The sequence below is a fragment of the Rhizobium sp. TRM95796 genome, from assembly GCF_025779995.1.
Taxonomy (GTDB): Bacteria; Pseudomonadota; Alphaproteobacteria; order Rhizobiales; family Rhizobiaceae; genus Rhizobium_E.
In genome coordinates this window covers 198,657-223,018 of the sequence record NZ_JAOXHE010000001.1, presented here as the reverse complement: position 1 = coordinate 223,018, position 24,362 = coordinate 198,657, and the positions used below count along the sequence as shown (strand labels likewise).

22 protein-coding genes and 1 riboswitch are annotated in these 24,362 nt (G+C 62.7%); of the genes, 11 read left to right on the top strand and 11 right to left on the bottom strand.

Translation table 11 applies throughout. The features are described from left to right. Nucleotides 1–12: 12 nt before the first annotated feature. From OCK01_RS01120 to OCK01_RS01105, 4 genes are all read right to left on the bottom strand, one after another. A complete protein-coding gene (locus tag OCK01_RS01120; RefSeq protein ID WP_263822331.1) occupies nt 13–558 on the bottom strand; it encodes a hypothetical protein in 546 nt (181 codons plus the stop codon). A gap of 200 nt (nt 559–758) precedes the next feature. Then, nucleotides 759–1,790 carry a YcjF family protein gene (locus tag OCK01_RS01115; RefSeq protein ID WP_263822330.1) on the bottom strand — a complete coding sequence of 344 codons (1,032 nt, stop codon included), beginning with the start codon at nt 1,788–1,790 and terminating at the stop codon, nt 759–761. After that, the gene (locus OCK01_RS01110; RefSeq protein ID WP_263822329.1) at nt 1,787–3,259 is read right to left on the bottom strand and encodes a YcjX family protein; all 1,473 of its coding nucleotides are present in this window, start codon (nt 3,257–3,259) and stop codon (nt 1,787–1,789) included. The genes OCK01_RS01115 and OCK01_RS01110 overlap by 4 nt, the downstream gene beginning before the upstream one ends. 54 nt (nt 3,260–3,313) lie before the next feature. After that, on the bottom strand, nt 3,314–3,817 hold the full coding sequence (locus OCK01_RS01105) for a SixA phosphatase family protein (protein WP_263822328.1): 504 nt from the start codon (nt 3,815–3,817) through the stop codon (nt 3,314–3,316). 306 nt (nt 3,818–4,123) lie between these two features. On the opposite strand from OCK01_RS01105, the gene dksA reads away from it, so the two are divergent. The 3 genes from dksA to OCK01_RS01090 all read left to right on the top strand — a co-directional run bounded on the left by dksA (nt 4,124) and on the right by OCK01_RS01090 (nt 6,446). Then, nucleotides 4,124–4,543, top strand: a complete 420-nt coding sequence (gene dksA, locus OCK01_RS01100; RefSeq protein ID WP_182826186.1) for an RNA polymerase-binding protein DksA — start codon at nt 4,124–4,126, stop codon at nt 4,541–4,543. Nucleotides 4,544–4,818: 275 nt separating this feature from the next. Further along, nucleotides 4,819–6,102, top strand: coding sequence for an O-acetylhomoserine aminocarboxypropyltransferase (locus OCK01_RS01095; RefSeq protein WP_263822327.1), 1,284 nt, complete (start codon nt 4,819–4,821; stop codon nt 6,100–6,102). Next, nucleotides 6,099–6,446, top strand: coding sequence for a cupin domain-containing protein (locus OCK01_RS01090; RefSeq protein WP_263822326.1), 348 nt, complete (start codon nt 6,099–6,101; stop codon nt 6,444–6,446). Before OCK01_RS01095 ends, OCK01_RS01090 begins: the two co-directional genes overlap by 4 nt. A gap of 80 nt (nt 6,447–6,526) precedes the next feature. Here OCK01_RS01090 and OCK01_RS01085 read toward each other — a convergent pair whose 3' ends face one another. Beyond that, nucleotides 6,527–7,774, bottom strand: a complete 1,248-nt coding sequence (locus OCK01_RS01085; protein WP_263822325.1) for a cytochrome P450 — start codon at nt 7,772–7,774, stop codon at nt 6,527–6,529. Between OCK01_RS01085 and OCK01_RS01080 the strand changes: the two genes are divergently transcribed. From OCK01_RS01080 to hupB, 6 genes are all read left to right on the top strand, one after another. Beyond that, entirely contained in the window at nt 7,773–8,135 is a 363-nt protein-coding gene (locus OCK01_RS01080; RefSeq protein WP_263822324.1) for a type II toxin-antitoxin system Phd/YefM family antitoxin, read from the top strand. The genes OCK01_RS01085 and OCK01_RS01080 overlap by 2 nt on opposite strands. Before the next feature lie 189 nt (nt 8,136–8,324). Continuing rightward, the gene (locus OCK01_RS01075) at nt 8,325–8,516 is read left to right on the top strand and encodes a hypothetical protein (RefSeq protein ID WP_263822323.1); all 192 of its coding nucleotides are present in this window, start codon (nt 8,325–8,327) and stop codon (nt 8,514–8,516) included. A gap of 219 nt (nt 8,517–8,735) precedes the next feature. Next, entirely contained in the window at nt 8,736–9,368 is a 633-nt protein-coding gene (locus tag OCK01_RS01070; protein WP_263822322.1) for an ATP-dependent Clp protease proteolytic subunit, read from the top strand. A gap of 331 nt (nt 9,369–9,699) precedes the next feature. Continuing rightward, nucleotides 9,700–10,977 carry an ATP-dependent Clp protease ATP-binding subunit ClpX gene (gene clpX / locus OCK01_RS01065; protein ID WP_263822321.1) on the top strand — a complete coding sequence of 426 codons (1,278 nt, stop codon included), beginning with the start codon at nt 9,700–9,702 and terminating at the stop codon, nt 10,975–10,977. A gap of 350 nt (nt 10,978–11,327) precedes the next feature. Next, complete coding sequence (gene lon / locus OCK01_RS01060) at nt 11,328–13,745, top strand: endopeptidase La (protein WP_263822320.1); 2,418 nt, start codon at nt 11,328–11,330, stop codon at nt 13,743–13,745. 193 nt (nt 13,746–13,938) lie between these two features. Further along, complete coding sequence (gene hupB, locus OCK01_RS01055; protein WP_137158040.1) at nt 13,939–14,214, top strand: DNA-binding protein HupB; 276 nt, start codon at nt 13,939–13,941, stop codon at nt 14,212–14,214. Between the two features lie 36 nt (nt 14,215–14,250). Here the strand turns inward: hupB and OCK01_RS01050 are convergent, their stop codons facing one another. After that, nucleotides 14,251–15,468, bottom strand: a complete 1,218-nt coding sequence (locus OCK01_RS01050; protein ID WP_263822319.1) for an MFS transporter — start codon at nt 15,466–15,468, stop codon at nt 14,251–14,253. Between the two features lie 143 nt (nt 15,469–15,611). Further along, a riboswitch (FMN riboswitch) is annotated at nt 15,612–15,759 on the top strand. Nucleotides 15,760–15,855: 96 nt separating this feature from the next. Between OCK01_RS01050 and OCK01_RS01045 the strand changes: the two genes are divergently transcribed. Both OCK01_RS01045 and OCK01_RS01040 read left to right on the top strand, forming a co-directional pair. Then, on the top strand, nt 15,856–16,755 hold the full coding sequence (locus OCK01_RS01045; protein WP_263822318.1) for a DMT family transporter: 900 nt from the start codon (nt 15,856–15,858) through the stop codon (nt 16,753–16,755). Nucleotides 16,756–16,869: 114 nt separating this feature from the next. Next, on the top strand, nt 16,870–18,528 hold the full coding sequence (locus tag OCK01_RS01040) for a Wzz/FepE/Etk N-terminal domain-containing protein (RefSeq protein WP_263822317.1): 1,659 nt from the start codon (nt 16,870–16,872) through the stop codon (nt 18,526–18,528). 192 nt (nt 18,529–18,720) lie between these two features. Here the strand turns inward: OCK01_RS01040 and OCK01_RS01035 are convergent, their stop codons facing one another. From OCK01_RS01035 to OCK01_RS01015, 5 genes are read right to left on the bottom strand one after another with little or no spacing between them, the layout of a single operon-like run. Beyond that, nucleotides 18,721–19,281, bottom strand: coding sequence for a putative colanic acid biosynthesis acetyltransferase (locus OCK01_RS01035; RefSeq protein WP_263822316.1), 561 nt, complete (start codon nt 19,279–19,281; stop codon nt 18,721–18,723). Beyond that, nucleotides 19,278–20,441, bottom strand: coding sequence for a glycosyltransferase (locus OCK01_RS01030; protein WP_263822315.1), 1,164 nt, complete (start codon nt 20,439–20,441; stop codon nt 19,278–19,280). The genes OCK01_RS01035 and OCK01_RS01030 overlap by 4 nt, the downstream gene beginning before the upstream one ends. Next, nucleotides 20,438–21,679 carry a polysaccharide pyruvyl transferase family protein gene (locus tag OCK01_RS01025; protein ID WP_263822314.1) on the bottom strand — a complete coding sequence of 414 codons (1,242 nt, stop codon included), beginning with the start codon at nt 21,677–21,679 and terminating at the stop codon, nt 20,438–20,440. Before OCK01_RS01025 ends, OCK01_RS01030 begins: the two co-directional genes overlap by 4 nt. Before the next feature lie 59 nt (nt 21,680–21,738). Beyond that, entirely contained in the window at nt 21,739–23,091 is a 1,353-nt protein-coding gene (locus tag OCK01_RS01020) for a hypothetical protein (RefSeq protein ID WP_263822313.1), read from the bottom strand. Further along, the gene (locus OCK01_RS01015; protein WP_263822312.1) at nt 23,091–24,362 is read right to left on the bottom strand and encodes a hypothetical protein; all 1,272 of its coding nucleotides are present in this window, start codon (nt 24,360–24,362) and stop codon (nt 23,091–23,093) included. The genes OCK01_RS01020 and OCK01_RS01015 overlap by 1 nt, the downstream gene beginning before the upstream one ends.

The window sequence follows — 24,362 nt, the reverse complement described above, 5'->3', positions numbered from 1 at the left end:
GAGTTCAAGCTTTCACTCGACCGAGCCGACCGCTATCTCATCCGTCTGGCGGTTCAACGACATGCCGATCACCGGGATCATTGTTTCGTCGACTTTGACCGAAATCGTCACGGTCATGGAATTCTTGCCCTGCAGGCGGGCGATCATCGCTCCGTTCAGACGGGCGCGGGTGATGCCGACGACCATCTTCTGGCCTGTCACGTTGCCCGAGACGATGTCGAGGCCCTTGCCGGCCGCGCCGTCGAGGAACTTGCCCTTATAGCTGCGTCCGTCGGCCATGATGGTGGCCTTCATCGGCTGCTTGAAGAAGCCGACGCGGCAATGTCCGTCGAGCGTCATGCCCGTGGACTTGCCCTCGGTGACGCCGGTGAGCGTGCATTTGAACTTGGTGCCCTTGTACTTGCCGGCGACGATTTCGCCCGGGCCGCTCCACTCGCCGGCGACGCCCTCGAAGAACACCTTGTCGCGGCTGCCGGCTTCCGCCGGCGCAACCATCGCCGGCCCGAAGGCGACGAGGCTCGCAAAGCCAAGGACGAATGGGGTAACGCGCGAAAACATTGAGCTTCCTTCCGGGTCAGCCGCTACTGGAACTAAGACGCCAGTTTTGGCCGATATTGGTTAACGGAGAGTTTCGATATAGTCGTATTTAGCCGTCTCTCTCCGCGAATGGGAAGCGTTTCGGGCCGCGAGCGAGTCTCCCGCCGCCATAGGCCGAGGGGGCTGTTGCGCGGTTGCAACGGCAAGCCGTCCGAGATCGTTTATCCACCGGAATATCCGGTCAGATCCCCTACGAAATCACTGACGCCGGGCCGCCGCTGGGCGCGGAATGGAAGCGGACGCAGCAGATCCATGGCCGCGATGCCGATTCGCGCCGTCATCAGGCCGTTAATGACGCCTTCGCCGAGGCGCGCTGAAATCTTGGAAGCGACACCGTGGCCGAGCACCTGCTGGGCGATGCCGTCGCCGACCGCGATCGAACCGGTGACGGCGAGATGGGCGATCACGTCGCCGAACAGCCGCAGCATGCCGAGACGACCCGGCCGGGTGCCATAGGTCTCGGCCACCGTCCGCACCAGCCGCGCCGATTCGAACAGCACATAGCCGAGATCGACGATGGCGCGCGGGCTGACGGCGGTCACGATCGACACCCGTTTGCTGGCGTCGAGGATCAGCCTTCGCGCGCGGCGGTCGGCGGGAGAGAGCAGTTCGAGCTCGGCGAGCCGGATCAGGCCCTCGGGATCGATGACGTCCTGTTCTGTCGCCGCCAGCGCCTTGCGGCCCGATTCGGTTTCCGGGATAGACGCCGACAGCGCCACGAGCCGCGCCACGACGGCGCGGGCATGGGCGGGTTTGCGGTCGGCGAGGGCGATTTCCGCCTCTCGCTTCAGGTCCTGCACCGACGACAGCCGGCGCAGCGCCCAGATCTCGCGGCCGACCATGCCGAGCGCGGCGAGCACGGCCACGACGGTCAGCGTCAGCGCCGTGTAGCCGAGCCAGTCGGCGCGGGCGTAGAGATCGCGGATCAATCCGTCGAGCCACAGCGCGAAGGCGGCTGAAAACAGCAGGCCCAGCGCGCCCGTGAGGATGGAAAGCAGCGGCAGACCTCTGCGGCGCGGCGCGGCCACCGGCGGTTCCGCCATCTGTTCGGCCAGAAACGGGTCGTCCTGCGCCGCGGTCAGCGTCACGTCGGCGTCGAAGGCGGCCGGCGCCCGCGGCGATCTCGGCGCGGCCGGCTGCGGTTCGTTCAGGGAAAACGCCTGGGGAGGGCGGCTTTGCTTATCGTCGGTCATGTCAGCCGGTCTCCGATGAGGAACTGGAGGGCGCGGTCGAGGCGGATATGCGGCAGCGACAGTTTCACGCCGCCGCCGGTGGCTTCGATCTCGGGCGGCCTGAACCTGACGATGTTGATCTGCGGCGGCGCGGTCGCCGCGACCTGGTCGTCGCGGTCGAAATAGACGTCGGGGTTCGACGGCAGGTCGCCCGGAAACACCGCCGTCTTCTTTTCGCCGTCGAAGGTCTCGCCGCCGATCTTCTCGCCCAATATCGGGGTGCCGACGATCACCGGCAGCGTGTCGCCGTCGCGGGACACGGTCGCCTCGCGGGTGGCGCGCACCGAGGCGAGAGCGATCACGTCGATGCCCGCCCCGGTCCGGCCGATGCGCTTGACGGCGCGATCGACCATGCGGCGGGTAATCGCTTCCAGCCGATCATGACTTTCGTGATGCAGGTGATCGGCTTTGGTGGCGGCGATCAGGACCTTGTCGATCTTCCGCGTCAGAAGCGAGCCGAGAAAAGAATTGGCGCCGGGACGGAAAGAAGCCAGCACGTCGCCGAGCGCCGATTCGAGATCCTCGATCGCATCCGGCCCGCCATTGATCGCCTGCAACGCGTCGACGAGCACGATCTGTCGGTCGAGACGCGTGAAATGGTCGCGGAAGAACGGCTTCACGACATGCGCCTTATAGGCCTCGAAGCGCCGCTCCATCATCGCCTGGAGACTGCCTTTCGGCGCCTTGCCGGGCAAGAGCTTGACGAGCGGCGCAAAGGTGAGCGCCGGCGAGCCGTCGAGATCGCCGGGCATCAGAAAGCGGCCGGGAGCCAGCGAGGAGAAGGCCTGTTCATCGTCCTTGCAGGCGCGCAGGTAAGCGGTGAAATCCTGGGCCAGATCCCGAGCCGTCATCTCGTCGGCCGCCGCATCCGGCGGGATCTGTTCGGCGCGCGCCAGCCACTCCCGGGCGAAGGCGGCGCGGCGCGGCTGGCGGGCGAGCCGCGCGGCCTGTTCGCAGAAGCCTGCGAAATCCTGCGTCAGCAGCGGCAGGTCCATCAGCCATTCGCCGGGGTAATCGACGATGTCGATCGACAGCTTTCCGGGCGACAGCCAACGCCCCCAGCCCGACGCGCTCTGATAATGCAAGGTGATGCGCAGCTCGGAAATCGCCCGCGTCGACCCCGGCCAGATCCGTTTTCCGACGAGCGCCTTGACATGATCCTCATATTGAAAGCGCGGCACGGCGTCGTCGGGCTGCTCCTCAAGCGCCACCGATTTGATGCGCCGGGACCTTTGCGCTTCGAACAACGGCAGACGGCCCTCGTTGAGGAGATTGTGGATCAGCGCCGTGATGAACACGGTCTTGCCGGCGCGGGAAAGGCCGGTCACGCCCAGGCGTATGGACGGATTCAGCAGCCCGGCGGCTTTGTCGCCGAGATTTTCAAACGCGATCCGAGCTTCATCGGTGAACGACGTGGGGGAAGGAGACAAGGCGACATCCGCATGCGTTTCTGTGACTTCAATATAGGTCGCCTGGATCGGAGATCAAAGCGGCGCGATCATGTCTACGACCGCCGCAGCTTTCTGTTTCAGGCGCGCGGGACGCTCAAAATCGAGAACCAGCAATCCGGCCGTCGGGTAGCCGAAGGCCAGTTCCGCCGGCTGCTCTTTCGCAAATTGCCCGGCAAGCGCCTCGATCATCGGGTTATGGCCGACGATCATCAGCGCCGGCTCGCTTACATGGCGTTCGATCAGCCGGCGGTAGGCGTCGGGACCCTGATCGTAGAGCGCTTCGTCGAAATCCACTTTCGCGGCCCCGAACACGTCGACGACGGCCAGCGCCGTCTCCCGGCAGCGACGCGCCGGCGAGGCGATGATCCGGTCGGGCTGGTAGCCGGCGGCATAAGCGCGGATGGCGACGTCGCGGATGTCGGCCTGCCCCTTGCGATCGAGCGCGCGGTCGAAATCGCGACCGCCCGGCTCAGGCCAGGCGGCGTTTGCGTGGCGCAACAGGAAAAGACGGAAAAACGGACTTATGGGCGACGTCATCTCGTTCTATCCGGCTCGCTACGGCATGATCGTCGTTTAAACCAGCCGTGCCGGGAAAGGTCAATCCTGTGCCGGATCGGGACGCGATGTCACGGGCCGGTGAATTGCGTCGCATCTGACGCAACGTAACGCAGTCCGCCTCCGGCCGCCCATTGGCAAGAAAGGTAATTCTTGCACGAAAAATAACCACTTAGCACAAGAATATGACAGATTTAAAATTTGTTAAAGCCGCGCTTTCCGCTTGAAACCAAAAGGCGGCGGAGCTATAGAGCCGCCTTGTACGGGTTGTTCTTCAGGAGAAGCGCGTTGAGTGAGAGTATCGATCTTACGAACTATGTTCCCTCGGAAAACGAAGAATTCATGAACCCGAGACAGCGAGCATATTTCCGGACTAAACTGATCGCCTGGAAAAACGAGATCCTGCGCGAGGCGCGCGAGACGCTCGGCCATCTCGCCGAAGAAAGCGCCAACCATCCCGATCTCGCCGATCGCGCGTCTTCGGAAACCGACCGCGCCATCGAACTTCGGGCGCGCGACAGGCAGCGCAAGCTGATTTCCAAAATCGACGCCGCCGTGCAGCGTATCGACGACGGCACCTACGGCTACTGTGAGGAAACCGGCGAACCGATCAGCCTCAAACGTCTCGACGCAAGGCCGATCGCCACGCTGTCGATCGAAGCGCAGGAACGCCACGAGCGCCGCGAAAAAGTCTACCGTGACGAATGATGTTCAAGGCCGCCTCCGAGCGGCTTTTTTTTATTGTTCCGCTGCGCTTCGGCTTCGTTGGCGAAGGGCGCCTTCCGCCACATGGCCGGTTGCTTTCCTTTTTGGCGTGACCGGGCGTCAGAAAGTTGTTTTGAAAGAATATTTCAGGCTTGAGCGATATCCAGCGCAAATTTTGCGCGCGCTTCTCTCGGCAGACGTTATAGTCGCCGTCGCACAATCATCACGGCGTTTCCGGGATATGTCTTTTCGGAACGCGCCGACCAAGGGAGGACCTCATGAGCAAAGACAATCCGGGCTTTTCCACGCTCGCCGTACACGCCGGCGCGCAGCCTGATCCGACCACCAAGGCGCGCATCACGCCGATCTACCAGACGACGAGCTTCGTGTTCGACAATGCTGATCACGCCGCCGCTCTCTTCGGCCTGCAGCAGTTCGGCAATATCTACACCCGCATCATGAACCCCACCCAGGCCGTGCTCGAAGAGCGCGTCGCGGCGCTCGAAGGCGGCACCGCCGCTCTGGCCACGTCATCCGGTCACGCCGCACAGTTGCTGATCTTCCACACCATCATGAACCCGGGCGACAATTTCATCGCCGCCAAGCGCCTCTATGGCGGTTCGATCAACCAGTTCGGCAACGCCTTCAAGAGCTTCGACTGGCAGGTGCGCTGGTCCGACATGTCCGATCCCTCCGCCATGGAAGCGCTGATCGACGAAAAGACCAAGGCGGTGTTCATCGAAAGCCTGGCCAATCCCGGCGGCGCCTTCGTGGATATCGCGACCATCGCCGAGATCGCCCACAAGCACGGCCTGCCGCTGATCGTCGACAACACCATGGCCTCGCCCTATCTCGTGCGCCCGATCGAGCACGGCGCCGACATCGTCGTCCACTCGCTGACCAAGTTCATGGGCGGCCATGGCAATTCCATGGGCGGCATCATCGTCGACGGCGGCACGTTCGACTGGTCGGCCTCCGGCAAATATCCGATGCTGTCGGAGCCGCGTCCGGAATATGCCGGCGTGATCCTGCACCAGACCTTCGGCAACATCGCTTTCGCGATCGCCGCCCGCGTGCTGGGCCTGCGCGATTTCGGCCCGACGATCGCGCCGATGAACGCCTTCCTGCTGATCACCGGCATCGAGACCTTGCCGCTGCGCATGCAGCGCCATTGCGAGAACGCGCTCGCCGTCGCCAAGTGGCTCAAGTCGCATCCGAAGGTAGGTTGGGTCAGCTATGCCGGTCTCGAGGATGATCCGAACAACGCGCTGCAGAAGAAGTATTCGCCCAAGGGCGCCGGCGCCGTCTTCACCTTCGGCCTCAAGGGCGGCTACGACTCGGGCAAGACCCTGGTCGAAAGCCTGAAGCTGTTCTCGCATCTCGCCAATATCGGCGACACGCGCTCGCTGGTCATCCATCCGGCCTCGACCACGCATCGCCAGTTGACCGCCGAGCAACAGATCGCCGCCGGAGCCGGCCCGGATGTGGTGCGCCTGTCGGTCGGCATCGAAGACGCCTCCGACATCATCGCCGATCTCGAACAGGCTCTGGAAAAAGCATGACCAACCACGCCCTCGGCTTCGATCTCTCCTCCGTCACTCCGGAAACCGGCGCGCCTGCGCCGGACAGACTGATCGCGGGAGAACCGGTTTTCACAACCTGGAACATCGAAGAGGCCGAGGGCGGCCTCTATGCCGGCGTGTGGCGATCCACACCCGGCAAGTGGTATATCGTCTATGACGAGTGGGAATATTTCCACATCCTCGAAGGCTATTCGATCGTCACGGAGGAGGGGGGTGAGCCGATCCACCTCCGCGCCGGCGACAGGCTGATCCTGAGGCCCGGTTTCATCGGGACATGGGAAGTAGTCGAGACGACCACGAAGGATTATGTGATCAGGGTGTAGGCCAGAACACGGGTGAATTTTTATCCGCCAACAAATAGCCTCGCGGCGTCCTGTTTTCGGACGCCAGAAGGCTCAGAGGGTCACCACTCCAGATCCAGCCGCTCCAGTCCATGGAAGTGATACACGTCCTTCACCACCGGCTCCCGGGCGATCCGCATCTTCGGCAGCCGCTCGAACAGGATCGGCAGCGCGATGTTCATTTCCAGCCGCGCCAGCGGCGCGCCGATGCAGAAATGGATGCCGGCGCCGAAGGAGAGGCTGAGGCCTTCATTGCGATCCGGCTTGAAGGCAAGGGGATCGGAGAACTTTTTCGGATCGAGATTGGCGGCGGCGAGGATGAGGCCGATCTCGTCGCCCTTGCGCAGTTGCACGCCGTCGACCTCGACATCCTCGAGCGCCCAACGCTTGAAGATGTGGACAGGGGCGGAAATGCGGAAGCTTTCTTCGACGGTCAATTCGGTGCTCTTCGCGTCAGAAAACAGCGTCTTCGGGTCGTGCTCGGAGCCGAGGATGATGTTTACCGCATTGCCGATCTGATGCACCGTTGCTTCATGGCCGGCATTGAGCAAAACGATTGCGGTGGAGACCAGTTCGTCCTCGGTCAGGAACTGGCCATCGCGGGCCGGAGACAGCATCAGCGTGAGAAGGTCATCCTGCGGATTGGCGCGCTTTTCCTTGGCGAGCGTCTTCACATAATCGGCGAATTCCCGCGCCGCCTTATTGGCCAGCGTTTCATCTTCCGCGGTGCGGCCGAACATGTACATCCGCACGTAGTCGTGGCTCCAGTCGAGCAATTGCCGCCGCATGCCCATCGGCACGCCCATCATGGCCGCGATGATGGTGACGGGGATGACCTCGGCGAAGGAGGACAAAAGCTCCGTGCCGCGGTCGGGCGCAAAGCCGTCGATCAGTTCGTGACAGAGCGAGGTGATCTCGGGCCGGAGCTTCTCGATCTGGCGCGACACGAAAGCGCGGTTCACCAGAGTGCGCAGCCGCGTATGCTCGGGCGCTTCGAGCGACAGAAGCGATTTCGACTCGGCGCGATCGAAATCGGCGAGATCGGCGCGCGGCTCCGCCCAGCCCAACTCTTCGCGGCTCATCACATGGGTGATCTGCCGGCCGAAGCGGCGGTCGCGCAGGAAGGCGTTCACCGTGTCATAGCCGGTGAAATACCACTGCTTTTCTTCCTCCCACCAGAAGGTGGGCGAGGCGGCGTGCATGGCCGCGTAAGCGATGTTCGGATCGCGGTAGAAGTCCGGATTGCGGGCGTCGAGCGACACGCGGCGATTGCCGGCGTCGAATTTGAAATAGGCGGGGAAATGGGACATGCGGGATACTCGTGTGAACTCCGCGGGACTTTATGGCGGGGCCTGTGAAAATTGCAATGGCGCCGCTCCTGTCTCATATTCAGGCCCGTTGAGCGGGAGAACGGCCATGCGTCATGTTAGCCTGCAGGAAGCGGAAGAAAACTTCAGCGACTTGATGTCGGCCGCCGAGAGCGGCGAGACGATTATCGTTGAAAAGGCGGGTAAGCCCGTGGTGCGTTTCGAGCCAGCGGAAAAAGCTCCTCGCCGACCGCGCCGTTTAGGCTTTCTCGATGGCCAGATGAGCGTTCCCTACGATTTCGACGCCATGTGTCGGGACGAGAGCATTGCGCTTTTCGAGGGGCGCGATGAACTGCCTCGTTGACACCAACATCTTGATTTGGATGTCGATGCAGTCGGCTCGATTGTCCAGGGAGACGACGGAAATTCTGGAGAACTCCGGCAACACTCCGGCAACAATATCTGGTTCAGCGCGATCTCGGTCCTTGAGGTGGCGATCAAGCAATCGCTGAGGAAGGCGGACTTCAATGTCGACCCATAAAGGCTGAGGTCGATGCTGATCGCCGAAGGCTACGAGGAACTCCCCGTCACCGGCGCCCATGCGGTTCGCGTTCTGGATCCGCCGCTCATCCACCGCGACCCGTTTGATCGGCTGCCGATCGCCCGAGCGCCGGCCGAAGATCCGCTGCTGATGACGTCGGACCATGTGATAGCCGAATATCCCGTCCGCCATCTCCGCGTCTGATTTTGACGCGGCATTTCATAGATTGTTCACCGTGACGGCCAATTCCGGTGCAGGCATGCCCCGCCGTAATCTGACCTTAAGTGCGAATCGTACAGGGATAGCGCAATTTCCGCGCATGGCTTGAAGTCCGGGGGACGGACACTCTATGTATGGGAAAAGAGAAAAGGTTGATTCCCGAGAAAATAACCGATCTCCGGGGAGTTTATGTGAAGGATGGACATGAGAGATCCGATTGAAACCACCATGGCGATTATTCCCCAGGTGATCGAGCAGACCAATCGCGGCGAACGTGGTTGGGACATCTTCTCGCGGCTGCTTCGGGAGCGGATCATCTTTTTGATCGGCCCGGTGGACGACACGATGGCGGCGCTCGCCTGCGCGCAGCTTCTGTTCCTGGAGTCGGAAAACCCGAAGAAGGAAATCTCGCTCTACATCAATTCGCCGGGCGGCTATGTCACGGCCGGCATGGCGATCTACGACACGATGCAGTTCATTCGTCCGCCGGTCTCGACGCTCTGCGTCGGCCAGGCCGCGTCCATGGGCTCGCTGCTGCTGACCGCAGGCACAAAGGGCCTGCGTTTCGCCACGCCGAACGCCCGCATCATGGTCCACCAGCCCTCCGGCGGCTTCCAGGGCCAGGCGGTCGACATCGAACGTCACGCCCGCGACATCCTCAAGATGAAGCGCCGCCTGAACGAGATCTACGAGAAGCACACCGGCCGCTCTTACGAGGAAGTCGAACGCGCTCTCGACCGCGACAATTTCATGACCGCCGAGGAAGCCAAGACCTGGGGTCTGGTCGACGACGTGATCACCACCCGCGCCGAACGCGAGGGTGGCGAGGAGGCCTGAGGCTCATGGCCGCGCGAAATGCTTCGACTGGAAGAGCGGCGCGTCCGCTCTTCGCTTGACAAGCCCTGTTCTTGACAAGATTGTGTCCGATAGCAGTTTGCGTGGAAGCCTTGGGCGTTTAGGAATAGCATTAAGCCTATGTTGAAGAATTGTGACATAGGCTTCCCATTGAGCAATGGGGACATGTTGCTGTTTTCTGGCGAATGTGCTGCGTTACGCCGAACCATCTGTCCCCCAGGCCTCGTGTAACAGCGGAATGCCGCTTCATGCCGGGGTGTCATGATCGACCCCGCGTTCCTTTCTGGTCGCGGCGTGCTGGAAGGAAGTGAAAATGAGCAAAGTCAGCGGAAGCAACAGTGGCGACTCGAAGAACACGCTTTATTGTTCTTTCTGCGGCAAGAGCCAGCATGAGGTGCGCAAGCTGATCGCGGGGCCAACCGTGTTCATCTGCGACGAATGCGTCGAACTCTGCATGGACATCATCCGCGAGGAAAACAAATCCTCCATGGTCAAGTCGCGGGAAGGCGTGCCGACCCCGCAGGACATCATGAAGGTTCTCGACGAGTATGTCATCGGCCAGAAGACGGCCAAGCGCATTCTCGCCGTCGCCGTGCACAATCACTACAAGCGGTTGGCGCACGCCTCCAAGAGCCAGGACATCGAACTGGCGAAGTCCAACATCCTGTTGGTCGGCCCCACCGGATGCGGCAAGACCTATCTCGCCCAGACGCTGGCCCGCATCATCGACGTGCCGTTCACCATGGCGGACGCCACGACGCTCACCGAAGCGGGTTATGTCGGTGAGGACGTCGAGAACATCATCCTGAAACTGCTGCAGGCTGCCGATTACAACGTCGAACGCGCCCAGCGCGGCATCGTCTATATCGACGAAGTCGACAAGATCAGCCGCAAGTCGGACAATCCCTCGATCACCCGCGACGTGTCGGGCGAGGGCGTCCAGCAGGCTCTGCTGAAGATCATGGAAGGCACCGTGGCCTCGGTTCCGCCGCAGGGCGGCCGCAAGCATCCGCAGCAGGAATTCCTGCAGGTGGACACGACCAACATCCTGTTCATCTGCGGCGGCGCTTTCGCCGGCCTCGAAAAGGTCATCTCGGCGCGCTCGGAGAAGACCTCGATCGGCTTCGCCGCCAAGGTCGCGGCTCCGGACGATCGTCGCGTCGGTCACGTGCTGCGCGATCTCGAGCCGGAAGATCTGGTCAAATTCGGCCTCATCCCGGAATTCATCGGTCGTCTGCCCGTCGTGGCGACGCTGGAAGACCTCGACGAGGACGCGTTGATCCAGATTCTCAGCGAACCGAAGAACGCGCTGGTGAAGCAGTATCAGCGCCTGTTCGAGATGGAAGACGTGGAACTGACCTTCCACGAAGCGGCGCTTCGCGAAATCGCCCGCAAGGCGATCATCCGCAAGACCGGCGCCCGCGGCCTTCGCTCGATCATGGAAAAGATCCTGCTCGACACGATGTTCGAACTGCCGGCCATGGACGGCGTCCAGGAAGTGGTGATTTCGGAAGAAGTGGCCAAGGGCAGCGCCCGTCCGCTCTACATCTATGCCGATCGCCGCGACGAAAAGGCTCCGGCCTCCGCTTGAGGTCATGACCGTCGATATCCGACCTGAAGCCCGGCTCCGGCCGGGCTTTTTGCGTCCGAGACGCGGTTTGGCGAGCCGATGGCGAAAAACGCGTTGCCTTGGCGGCCGTATGGGCGCAAAACACTTGTGAGATTCCGGCGATGCTAATACGCGGCGACCGCGTAAGCTTCGGACCATCCGGATCGTATTGAATGTTCACGGGGATATGACGGATTTTTGACGGCAGGCAATTGGGGGCGCTCGTTCCAGCCTTGAATTGCATGCTTAGGATCTCCACCTCTACCCCGAACAGGCCGATGGCGCGGACCACTCTCCGGCAGTCATAGGGGTCTGGACTGAAAGGGAAACAAATGACCAAAAAAACATTCCCGACGGAAGAAAGCCAGCAGAACTATCCCGTCCTGCCGTTGCGCGACATCGTGGTGTTTCCACATATGATCGTGCCGCTGTTCGTCGGCCGCGAGAAGTCGATCCGCGCGCTGGAGGAGGTTATCGGCACCGATCGCCAGATCCTTCTGGTCACGCAGAAGAACGCCACCGATGACGATCCGTCGCCCTCGGCGATCTTCGAGGTCGGAACCGCAGCCAACGTGCTTCAGCTTCTGAAGCTGCCCGACGGCACCGTCAAGGTGCTGGTCGAAGGTCGCGGCCGCGCGAAGATCGACAGCTACACAGATCGCGAGGATTACTACGAGGCCGCCGCCAGCGTTCTGGTCGAGCCGAAGGAAGACGCCGTCGAGATCGAGGCTCTGTCTCGCTCCGTCGTGTCCGAGTTCGAGAACTATGTGAAGCTCAACAAGAAGATCTCGCCCGAAGTGGTCAACGCCGCCGGCCAGATCGACGACTATTCCAAGCTCGCCGACACCGTGGCCTCGCATCTGTCGATCAAGCTGACCGACAAGCAGGGCATGCTGGAAACCGTCAGCGTCAAGGAACGGCTGGAGAAGGCGCTGGGCTTCATGGAAGGCGAGATTTCCGTCCTCCAGGTCGAGAAGCGCATCCGCTCGCGCGTCAAGCGCCAGATGGAAAAGACCCAGCGCGAATATTACCTCAACGAACAGATGAAGGCGATCCAGAAGGAACTGGGCGACGAGGACGGCCGCGACGAGATGGCCGAAATCGAAAGCCGGATCGCCAAGACCAAGCTGTCGAAGGAAGCGCGCGAAAAGGCCGACGCCGAATTCCGCAAGCTCAAGCAGATGAGCCCGATGTCGGCGGAAGCCGCCGTCGTGCGCAACTATCTCGATTGGCTGCTCGGCCTGCCCTGGGGCAAGTTCTCGCGCGTCAAGACCGACTTGCTGAACGCCGAGAAGATCCTCGACACCGATCACTTCGGCCTCGACAAGGTCAAGGAGCGCATCGTCGAATATCTCGCCGTGCAGGCGCGGTCGACCAAGATCCGCGGCCCGATTTTGTGCCTCGTCGGCCCTCCGGGCGTCGGCAAGACCTCGCTGGCGCGTTCGATCGCCAAGGCCACCGGACGCGAATATGTCCGCATGGCGCTGGGCGGCGTGCGTGACGAGGCCGAGATCCGCGGTCACCGTCGGACCTATATCGGCTCCATGCCCGGCAAGGTCGTGCAGTCGATGAAAAAGGCGAAGAAGGCCAATCCGCTCTTCCTGCTCGATGAAATCGACAAGATGGGCATGGACTTCCGCGGCGATCCGTCTTCGGCTCTGCTCGAGGTGCTGGATCCGGAACAGAACTCCACCTTCATGGACCACTACCTGGAAGTGGAATATGACCTGTCCAACGTGATGTTCATCACCACGGCGAACACGCTGAACATCCCTGCGCCCTTGATGGATCGCATGGAGATCATTCGCATCGCCGGCTATACCGAGGACGAAAAGCTGGAAATCGCCAAGCGGCACCTGATTTCCAAGGCCATGCGCGATCATGCGCTGCAACCGAAGGAATTCTCGATGACCGACGAAGCGCTGCTCGAGGTCATCAGGTCCTATACCCGTGAAGCGGGCGTTCGAAATTTCGAGCGCGAGATCAGCAAGCTGGCCCGCAAGGCCGTGACCGAAATCCTGCGCACCCGCGTGCTCAAGGTCGAAGTCACCAAGGATAATCTGTCCGATTATCTCGGCGTGCCGCGCTTCCGTCACGACGAGGCCGACAAAGAAGACCAGGTCGGCGTGGTCAACGGTCTCGCCTGGACCGAGGTCGGCGGCGAATTGCTGATGATCGAAGGGCTGATGATGCCGGGCAAGGGCCGCATGACGGTCACCGGCAATCTGAAGGACGTGATGAAGGAATCGATTTCCGCGGCGGCGTCGTATGTCCGTTCGCGCGCCATCGATTTCGGCATCAAGCCGCCCTTGTTCGAAAAGCGCGACATCCACGTGCACGTTCCGGATGGAGCGACGCCCAAGGACGGTCCGTCGGCCGGCATCGGCATGGTCACCGCCATCGTTTCGGTGATGACCGGCATTCCGGTTCGTCACGACGTGGCGATGACCGGCGAGATCACCCTGCGCGGGCGCGTTTCGCCGATCGGCGGGCTCAAGGAAAAGTTGCTGGCGGCGCTGCGCGGCGGCATCAAGAAGGTGCTCATTCCGGCCGACAACGCCAAGGACCTGGCGGACATCCCGGACAACGTGAAGAACAATATGGAGATCATTCCGGTCTCCAGAATGGGCGAGGTGCTGGAGCATGCTCTGGTGCGTCAGCCGGTTCCGATCGAATGGGACGAATCTTTCGAGAACGCGCCGGCCAAGGCCGATGCCGACGGCGACGCGACGGTGTCGATCGCTCACTGAGGCCGCGACGCCTCAGAATGATCCGAAAACACGATGGCCGGTCGAAAGACCGGCCATTTCGTTATGGAAAAAGCGTTGAACAGGCTGGATTCGCCGGGTTTTTCGTATAACAGAGTTGCCGCCGGGCAGCCGATGACTATTCTGCCCATCGCGTTACGAATCGTTTCATACCAACCAAGAAAGGGGTGGAAACATGAACAAGAGTGAACTCGTGGCGGCTGTCGCCGAACGCTCTGGCCTCAGCAAGGCCGATGCAGCGACCGCTGTGGATGCGGTGTTCGACACCGTGCAGGACGAGCTCAAGAAGGGCGGCGAGATTCGCCTCGTGGGTTTCGGCAACTTCTCCGTTAGCCGCCGCGAAGCCTCCGTCGGCCGCAATGTTTCGACCGGCGAGAAAGTGGACATCCCGGCGCGCAACGTGCCGAAGTTCACGGCAGGCAAGGGCCTGAAGGACGCGGTCAACAGCTGATCGCTTCCGCCTAGATTTGGCGCAAGGCCCGGCCCTTCACATGGCCGGGTTTTGTTTTTTGCGGGCCGGCCTGGGCGGCGCGATCAGGCCCCGCCAGGCCATGAAGGCGATCAGCGCCAGGAGCGCCACGCCGCCATGGGCGAGATAGGCGAGGCTGTAGCCGCCCTGTTTGGTCAGGAAACCGGCGGCGATATTGCTCAGCGAGGCGCCGACGCCCTGCACCGTCATCACGGCTGCAAGTCCGGTGTTGAAACGGCCCGTGCCCGCCAGGATCCGCTCCGCCGCGATCGGCGTCGCGATGCCGATCAGGCCAGCCCCGACGCCGTCGAGGATCTGGATCGGATAGACCATGACGAAACCTTCGGTGAGACCGGCGAGCGCCCCGCGGAGCGGCAGGGCCGCCAACGCGACGATGAACAGCGCCGGCAGGCCGAAGCGTTTGAGGGCAAACGGCGCCAGCGCCGCCATCACGATCATCGACAGTTGCGACACGCCGGTGGTGATGGCCGTGGTCTGGAAGGGCGAGCCGAGTTCGATCGAAAATTGCTGGGCGATCAGCCGGCTGATCGGCGCGTTGCCGAAATGGAAGATCAGCAGCACCACCGCCAGCCGCCAGAGGCCCGGCGCCGACAGGGCCTGGCGGAAGCCCTGATCGCCGCCGTCGTCTCCGCCGCGCGCCGCCTCATGGTCGATCTCCTCGCCGCGAATGGCGCCGGCCGCAGCGCTCGCCGCCAGCGCCGTGAAGATCATCAGGCCGATCACGCCCGACAGGCCGAACATCATGCTGGCCACGAAGACTGCCGCCAGCGAGGCGACATTGCCGGCGTGGTTCCAGATTTCGTTACGCGCAACCTGATGGGAAAAAGCCCTTTCGCCCACCAATCCCAAAGTCAGCCCCATCACGGCCGGGCCGATCACCGCGCCGACCACGGCGGTCAGCGCCTGGCCGCCGAATACGGAGATCGGGTTGGGCGCGATAAGCGTCCACAGCGCAGCCGCCGTCACCAGCACGATCGGACAGACGATCAGCAGTCTCTTTCGCGTGCTCTTGTCGACCAGCGCCCCGAAAAACGGCGTGGCGGCCATGCCCAGCAACCCGCCCATGGTGGCGATAATCCCGAGCGTGAAGGGGGACCATCCGCGCGTGGCCAGAAAACCATCGAGAAAGGGCCCCAACCCGTCGCGGGCGTCGGCGAGAAAGAAGTTGAGGAAAGCGAGAGCGATCAAGGACCGGGTGGAGGGGGAGGAGGCCATGAAAAATCCGAATCTGGAGCCGCGCCCACCTCAACGCGCCGATCCGAAAGCGGTTCCCCCGTCGCAGCGCCGTCGATCGTTGGTCCCGTGCAGCCTTGATCTCTCGCCGTGGCGGCGCTACATCTGCCGCGCCGGGCGATCGGCGACGTTCTCAGGGCGGGGTGAAATTCCCCACCGGCGGTAAAGGAGAAATCCAAGCCCGCGAGCGGCCTCTTGCGAACGCAGGAGGCGTCAGCAGATCTGGCGCAATTCCAGAGCCGACGGTCACAGTCCGGATGAAAGAGAGCGGGTTTGACAATGGCTGCCGGGAACGCGCTCTGCGCATCTGCGGTGAAATTGCGCATCCTCGTGCGCCCTGATTTGTGTTGGCCCCGATGGGATAGGAACATGAATCAGTCTGGTTTGAATGCAATATCTTCGCCCGCCTTCCGCGGCGCGGCGTTCATGGTGCTGGCGGGCCTCGGCTTCACGCTGGTCAATGTGGTGACGCAGCATGTCACGATGAATCTCGGCCTTCCCCCCACCGCCGACGCTTTCTGGCAATACGGCTTCGCGCTGTTGTTTTCACTGCCTGTCGTGGTCAAAGCCGGTTTTCGCGCGCTGGCGACCCGGCGGCCGCTGACGCATCTGGCGCGCGTGGCGCTGTCGGTGCTCGGCGTGCAGGCCTGGGTGATGGGTCTGGCCAATGGCGTGCCGATCTGGCAGGCCATTGCGCTGGTGATGACCTCGCCCTTCTTCGTCACATCAGGCGCGGCGTTGTTTCTGGGTGAAAAAGTGACGGTGGAGCGCTGGGGCGCGATCACGCTCGGCTTCGCTGGCGCGATGGTCATCCTCAGCCCGTGGTCCGACGCCTTTTCGCTCTATTCGCTGCTGCCGGTGCTGGCGGCGGCTTTCTGGGGCGGCGCCTCGCTCCTGACCAAGAGCCTGCTGCCCGAGGAGAGTTCCGCGACCGTCACCGTCTGGCTGCTGCTGCTGCTGACGCCGATCAATGCCGCTTTCTCTGTCGCGGCTGGGTTCCAGTGGCCCACAGGCGAAGTGTTGGGCTGGGTCGCGCTCTCCGGCCTGGTGATGGCGCTCGCGCAATACTGGCTTGCCAAGGCCTATGAAAGCGCCGACGCGGCCTATGTGCAGCCCTTCGACGATCTCAAGCTGCCATTGAATGTCGCAGCAGGCTGGATCGTCTTCGGCTACGCGCCAGAGGGCTATCTCTGGCTGGGCGCCGCGATGATTCTCATCGCCTCCATGGCGAATATCGCCGTCGAGCAGAAGCGCCTGCGCACGGCCTGACGTCGACATTCACCATGGCGCCGCCCTTACCTTGATTGCGACACAACCGCATTCTATATCGCCTTGGCGGCTCCTTCACGGGGCCGCCTTTCCTTGGCGATATAGGGTGCTTTCTTGGCCAACAACGCGGCTTCCTCCTCCGATATTCACGTTCTCGAACAGCTCGCCGGCATCTTTCGCCGCCGCTGGAAGGGATTGGCTGTCTTCACCATTCTCGGCCTCGCCGCCGGCGGTCTCTATGCCGCCAGCCAGCCGCCGCGCTACAGCGCCGCCGCCACCGTCATGGTCCGCTCCGGCTTCGCCGTCGATCCGCTTCGGGAAGGCGCTGTCACCACGACGCCGGAAGAAGAAGGCCAGTTCCTCAGCCAGATGGAACTCGCGAAGTCGACCACCGTGTTGCGCGCCGCTGCCGCTAAGATGTCGCATCTCGATGAATTGCTGGGATATACCGGCGTCCAGCCTTCTCTTCTTGATCAGCTCTTAGGTCAAACGCCACTGGCGCGCTATCATGTCCAACTGGGAGAAGCCGCAGCGGGCGATGAAATTGTTCTCAGCGCACTCCGGAATGGTGTAAGCGTCACTCGGCAGGGGCGCACTTACGTCGCCTCAATAGGATTCACCCATGGAAATCCTGATGTTGCGAAGGAAGCGGCGTCCGCTGTGGCTGTGGCCTTCACCGAAGTATTGAAGCAGATTTCAGACGCCGCCAACGCCCGTATCCGCTCCACCATCGAAGCCGAACTCGCCACAGCCGCGGGTCCGGCGCGCGACGCGCTGGCCGCCAAGCTGCAGGACGTGACCATCTCTCGCGCGCTGCCCGGCGTCGACGCCGTCATCATTTCAGACGCCAGACAGCCCGGCGCGCCGATCGCGCCGCGCAAGGGCTTCCTGCTGGCGGTCGGGGCTATTCTCGGCGCGGCGCTGGGCTGCCTTTTCGCCGCTTGGCGGGAAATGCGCGACCGGGGCTTCCGTGACGGCGACGCGCTCGCCCGCAGCCTCGGCGTCCGTTTCCTCGGCTATATGCCCGTGGTGCCCAAGGAGCGCCGTCGCGCAGGCTCCACCACCGTCTCCGAATTCAGCCTGCCCGCCGGCGCCCGCCGATCGGTCGACCAGCCCTATAACCGCTTTGCCGAGACGCTGCGTTCCGCTGGCGTGGCGGCCCTTCCTGCGCCTGGGGACAAAGCCCGGGTCATCGGCGTCACCTCGGTTCTCCCCGGCGAGGGCAAGACCGTGGTCGCCGCCAATCTCGCCGCACAGCTCGCCAATCAGGGCCGCCGCGTGCTGCTGGTCGATGGCCATCTCCGCGATCCCGACCTCACCAACTGGCTGGCCGGCCGTCCCGCCGGCGGCATTGTCGACGCCGTCATGGTCGACGCCCCGCTCGATCAGGCCGCGCTTTTCGACCGCAAGAGCAATCTGACGCTTCTGCCGGTGGGCGAGGGCCGCAAGGCCGATCCCGCCGCTCTGTGGACAGGGGAGAAGTTCCGTGAATTCCTGGCCAAGCAGGCCGGCGAGCACGATATCGTCATCCTCGACTTCCCGGCCATCGCCGCCGTCTCCGACGCGTCCGCCATCGCTCCCGTGGTCGACGGCTTCCTGCTGGTCGCCGAATGGGGCGGCGCGCCGGCCGATCTGATTGCGTCAGTGCTGGCGGGCGAACCCGCCATCAAGGCCAAACTCCTGGGCGTCGTGGTGTCGAAGACCCGGCTCGGCAAATTGTCGCGCTATGTGTCGGGAGCGTCTCGCGGCGCCTATCAGCATCGGATTGGGTGAGTCTCGCGTGCTATTATAGGGCGTGTTCCGCCCCTTATCCGGCTCCCGCCACCTTCTCTCCGAAGAACGAGGAGAAGGCGGTCGTGGCGATTTCGGCGCTCCATTGCCCTTCTCCCCGCAAGCGCGGAGAGAAGGTGGCGGCAGCCGGTTGGGGCTATGCACGCCGGCCAGATCACCAAGTGACGCCAAGGCCTAAAACTTCTTCCGCTCCCGGATCTTCTTCGCCGGGTTCCCCGCGTAGATCCCCCAGGGTTCGAGATTCTTCGCCGCCACGGCGCGCGCGCCGAGAATAGCCCCTTCGCCCACCGTGACTCCCGGTCCCACGAAGGCCTCCGCCGCCACCCAGGCCTTGGGCTCGATGGTCACAGGCTTGGGCTGGATCTGGAAATGCGGATCATCGGGATCATGCGTGCCGCCGCAGAGATGGGCGCGCTGGGAGATGATGGCGTAGGAGCCGATCCGCATCGGTCCCATATTGTAGAGAATCACGCCCGGCCCGACCAGCGCATGGTCATCCATAGTGAGGTTCGGCGGATACCAGATCGTCGTCTTGGGATAGACCCGCGCCTTGGGCGAGAGTTTCGCGCCGAAAGCGTTGAGCAGGAATCGCCGCCAGCCATAGAGCGGCACCGGCGTCCAGCTGCCGGCGACAGCCCAGGTCAGGTTCCAGGCGGCGCGGAACAGCCGGTGTTTCAGCGAAAAGCTCGGTCCGCCCTCGCGCGGATTGGCCGATTTGGCGTCGAGAACGCTCATTGTTTCACCTTCTTCCAATCGATGGCTGCCTGATAGAGATCGAGCAACCCGTTGCGCACGCTTTCCTCGGAGAATTCCTCCGCCGCCAGCGCCCTCGAACGCTCTGACGCCTCGTTCCACTCCGCATCCGACAGCATATGCGCAGCCTTGAGAGCCGGATAGATCGTCTCCGGCGTAAAGCCTGTGCGGAAGGCTGCGCCGCGCTCGAAGCCGATCGCGAGGTTGCATTCAGGCGTCAGGATCGCGGGCACGCCCGCCGCCCAGGCCTCGAGCACCGCCATCGGCAGGCCCTCGCTCTTGGAAGGCAGAAGGAAATAACGGGCCGACGCCATGGAGCGGGCCTTGTCAGGCCCATATTGCGGGCCGGCGAACAGCACATTGCCGAATTTACGGTTGAGCTCATCTGCGCGCCGCTCGAAACCCTCGATGCCGTCGTTCCAGCCGCAGAACACCAGCAGCGACGACCGGGCAAAATCGGCATCGTCGATCGACAGCTTTTCCCAGGCCTGCATCAGCTCCATGCAGCCCTTCTTCTCATGGATGCGGCCGAGGAACAGATAGACCTTGCGGCCCTCATAGTCCGGCTTCATCCAGGAGGGTGGTTGCCCGTCGCTCGCGAAGGCCTGCGCGAAATTGCGGATGATGCGGCTCGGCTGGCCCGTCACGAATTCCGCGACATCGCCGCCTTCCTTGTCGGTCAGCAGATGAAAGCCGGCGGCCTTGCGCAGGAAGCGATTCTGATAGAGTTTCGACACCGCGCCCTTGAGCTCAGGCGAACGCGCCCGGATCCACGGCTCCAGCATGCCATGCGGGCTCACCACATAGGGACGCCCTGTCAGCATCGACCAGGCATAAGCGGCGGCGGCTTGAAACTGCCAGACCCCATGCACATGCACGAGATCCGGATCGGCTTTGAGCAGCGAGACAAGCGCGCCGGGCGCAAAACTGTAGCTCTTCGGCCCGAGGAAGCGATGCAGATGCAGTTCCGCCGCCCGCCATTGTTCCGGATCGACCTTCTCGGTCGAGTCGTCCACGGCATGCACGCTGATGTTCTCAAAACCCGCCGGCGCCAACGCCGACAGATGCAGCCGCACCGCTTCCGACACGCCGCCGCCGAGCGGAGAGACCGTGGGCAGCGTCAGCGCCAGCCGCCTGATCATGAGCGGCTCCCGATCTTGGTGAGTATGTCCTGCAGCCGGGTGAAATTGGTCTGGTAGACCTTCACGGCGTTCTGGATCTCGGCCTCGGATGCGGCGAGATCGGCGTAATCCTTCGACACCCGCTCGATCAGATAGGCGTAGTCGATCTTGTCGATCGGCGTATGCCGGTGGCTGAGCTTGAGGTCGTTCATGATATATTCGGTCTTCGGCAGATAGGCGATGGCGAAGGTCGGCCGGCCCGCCATCATCGCGAAGATGCAGGAATGAAAGCGCGTGCCGAGAAACACGCTTGAGCGACGGATCAGCGCGCGCAGAATGTCCGGCTCGCGGCTGACCGCGTCGATCACCACCGGATGCTTGGCCTTCTTCTGCACGTCATAGGCCGTCTTCAGGTCTTCGGAGACCTGATTGAAGATCACCGGCGTCACGCCGTGCGTCTCGCTCATACGGTCGGCGGCTCGCGCCACGGCGTCGGTGTAGCGCTCGTAGTCGGCGCGCGGCTCCTTCGATTTCGGGAAGGACCAGTTGACCACCGTCATGCCGAAGATCGGCTTGGCCGGATCGACGCCGATCTGGCGATAGATGCCGTCCACCAGCTCACTGTCGTCCTCGACGCGGTCGTTCCAGAAGGCGCTGTCGCCGGTGCGGAAGATCTGCTTTTCCGGCAGCTTCAGTTCATGGGCGAGGAAGTCGTAGGAATAGCTTTCGCGGGCGCAGAGGAACGGCACCCTGCCGAGCACATGGCGGGCGACGGCGCGTGACAGCGGCCGCTCGATCGGCCCCACGCTTTGCGGCGCGAGAATGACCGTCTTCCTGTAGAGCGTGCCGAGATGCACATGCAGAAGCGCGATGAAATAGGCGAAATTGGTGTCGTGGATATAGCCGCCCGGCGCTGAAATCACCACATCGGCGTCGCGGATGGCGGCGAGCGTCTCGCGCTGCGCCGGCGGCAGCAGTTTTTCGAGACCGAGAAAGGGCAGATAGGGCGACAGCCAGGCCGCCAGCAGATAGACGAGCGACTTCAGCCGGTTGACGAGACCGCCGCCGCCGGTATTGCCGATGCGTTCGGACCAAGCCACTTTCGGGTGCACGGCGGCCGCGTCGGCGATGCCTTCGAAGACCGCGCCGGCGATCTTCGCATCCGGATAACGCGCGCGGATTTCGTGGATGCATTCGTCGAGCAGGACGGAGTCGCCGCGGTTCGAACGCCCGAACGCGTTGACGATCATGAACTTCATCGGTGGTGGTTCTCCGAAATGAGGGCAGGGCGGCGTCAAACGATCATAATGCGGTGAGATTAAGTCGGTTCCCGCTGTTTTTCCTGCCAGACCGGGTCGTCGCTGTCAAAAGTCTCGGCGTTTTTCCGATTCCGTCTGCGCATTAGCGTCAACAAACCGAAAAAGGCCGGCCAGAGCGGATTGGCGATCAGGAAGTTCGACGCCGGAAAAGCGAAGACGATGGTGTAGATCAGGTAAAAATAGAAGAACAGCACGATATCGTCGAGCCGGCCGCGAAACAGGTCCGCGAAGAACATGCCGAACACCGTCAGGATCAGGCCGCCCACCAGCGCCAGCCCCGCAAAGCCGAATTTATGGAAGATGGCGAAGTGCAAGAAGTGGATGTTGTGCACTTCCGTCGCGCCGAGCAGCGCATGCTGTCCCGGCGTCTTGTCGGCGGCGCCGGTCATGTCCACGGTGCGGCCCAGCCCCATGCCGAACAGCCATTCGGCATCCGTGGCGTCGCGATAATCCTCCATCACCATCTGGCCCTCATAGACCCGCTGATAGGAGGAGACGTGGTTGTAGACGTTGTCTCCCTTCATCAGCATGATGGCTTCCTTGATGTTGCGCGGCAGCGTTTCCACCGTCTCGTCGTCGAGCGACAGCGCGTAACCGATCGAACCGAGCGCCGCGAAGATCAGGAAGAACAACACGACGAGATGCCGGCGCGACAGCAGATGGAGGACGCCGATCGCGCCCACCGCCAGGATCGAGGCGCGGTTGATCTCCACCTGCACGAAACCGTCGTTCGAACCGAGATGGATCAGCAGATAGATGATCGCGCCGAAGGCCTTGTCGAGCAATCGCGGCCGCACCAGCATGCCGTAGAGGGCGATCACCTCGAACAGCATATACTGGTAGTGATTGTCCTTGTTGAACACCGAGAGAAAGGCGAAAACCAGCGCAATCGCCAGGAAGGGCGGCGAATAGAGCAGCTTCACCACCGTGTCGGGCTGGCTCTCCATGCGCGGATTGCGGAAGAACTGAAACACCAGCACGGCGGTGACGACATAGAGGCTCCAGGCGACGATATATTGTTGCGCATTGCCGTTCAGCAGGCCGGTCACGGCGGCGATGAAGCCCGCGAGCAGGAATAGAATCGCAAAGGGATGCGGCAGGAAAAAGCGGATCGTCACCTTGTTGAGCGCAAGCCCCGCGGCCACGAAGCCGAGAGCGTAGAGATAAGACGCGGCGTTGAGATAGGGCGCCTTGGCGAAACCGATGATCCCAGCCCCATGTTCGAGCATCAGCGACACCGCGCCATAGAGCAGGATGAAGCCGGACAGGAACAGCGTGAACGGCTCCATCCGCGCAAGCCGCGCCGTCAGGCCCGCGCGCTCAGCTGTTTCGGGGATCGAAGCCGCCGCCATCAGGTCCTGTCACCCCTCTTCAGCCAGTAGAATGTCAGCGATATCACCAGCATATGCGACAGAAGATCGGACAGGATGAACACCTGCGGTCCGAGGCTGCGCGCCAGAGCATAACCGAAGATCGTGGCGGCGACCACCGCCGTCAGCCGCGCCACGCCCGCGCCATGGATGCGCCCGCGCGCGAACAATCCTTGCACCAGCCCCTGTCCGACGGATTCGCTGAGGATCGTCACCGAAAATAGCGCCAGGAAAGTCCAGGCTTCCACACTGAAACCCGAGGCGAAAGCCTTGACGACGAAGCTGGTCGCCACGACCCCCAAAAACAGCACGCTGGCGATCGCGAAGGAGCCTTTCTGCATCATCATCAGCGGCCCGACGCCGAGCGACGGATTACGCTCCAGCGCCTGCACCATGCGCGGAAATTCGATGCGCCGGGCAAAGGCCGCGACCTGGCTCGCCGCGCCGATGATCTGCTTTGAGTAGACCAGCATGGCCGTAGGGGTCGCGCCGAGAAACAACGAAGAGATCGCCAGCTGGGCGCGGAAATAGAGCTGGCCGGGCAAAAGCCCCATCAGCATCGAGCTTTCCTCTATGAAAGCCTTGCGGATGCCGACTGCGCTGGGACGCGCCCATGCGGGCCGCCAGCCGAAGGCCGAAAGCGCGGTGAACTGCGCGAGCACGGTGACACTATAGCCGAGGCTCAGCGCGCCGCCGGTCACATAGCCGGCGGTCTCGGAATCGAGATCGAGAGAAAGCACAAGCGAGATGGCGGAGGCGACATAGGCGATTGCGCCGGTGAGGCCGCTGACGCCGCTCTTCTGCAAGCCGTCCAGAAAACCCGCGCCGTTGAAGGCCCAGACGGCGAAGGCTGGCAGGATCGACATCACATAGGCGCGGGAAAAAGCGGGCAGGGGCAGGAACGCGACGGTCAGGAGCGACCCGACGATCAGCAGCGCCGCCATGGTGACGCGGAAGGTCGTGGTCTCCCAGTAAAGCCGCCACAGGTCGCGTTTCTCGCCGCCGGAATGCAGCAGCCTTGCAATCTGCGCCGCTAGAATCGTCAGTGATCCCGCTTCGACAGCGATAATGCCGAGCATGGCGAAGGAGAAATGCGTGCCGAACAGCGCCAGAAGCTCGGTGCGGCCGGTGGCGACCAGATAAGACTGTGCGAGGAAAATGGAGCCCTGGCCGGCGCCGAAGCCGCCGATCAGCAGACCCAAATTGACAAGGCGCCGAAAGGCGCCTTGCTCGGTCGATCCGGATTGCGGCAT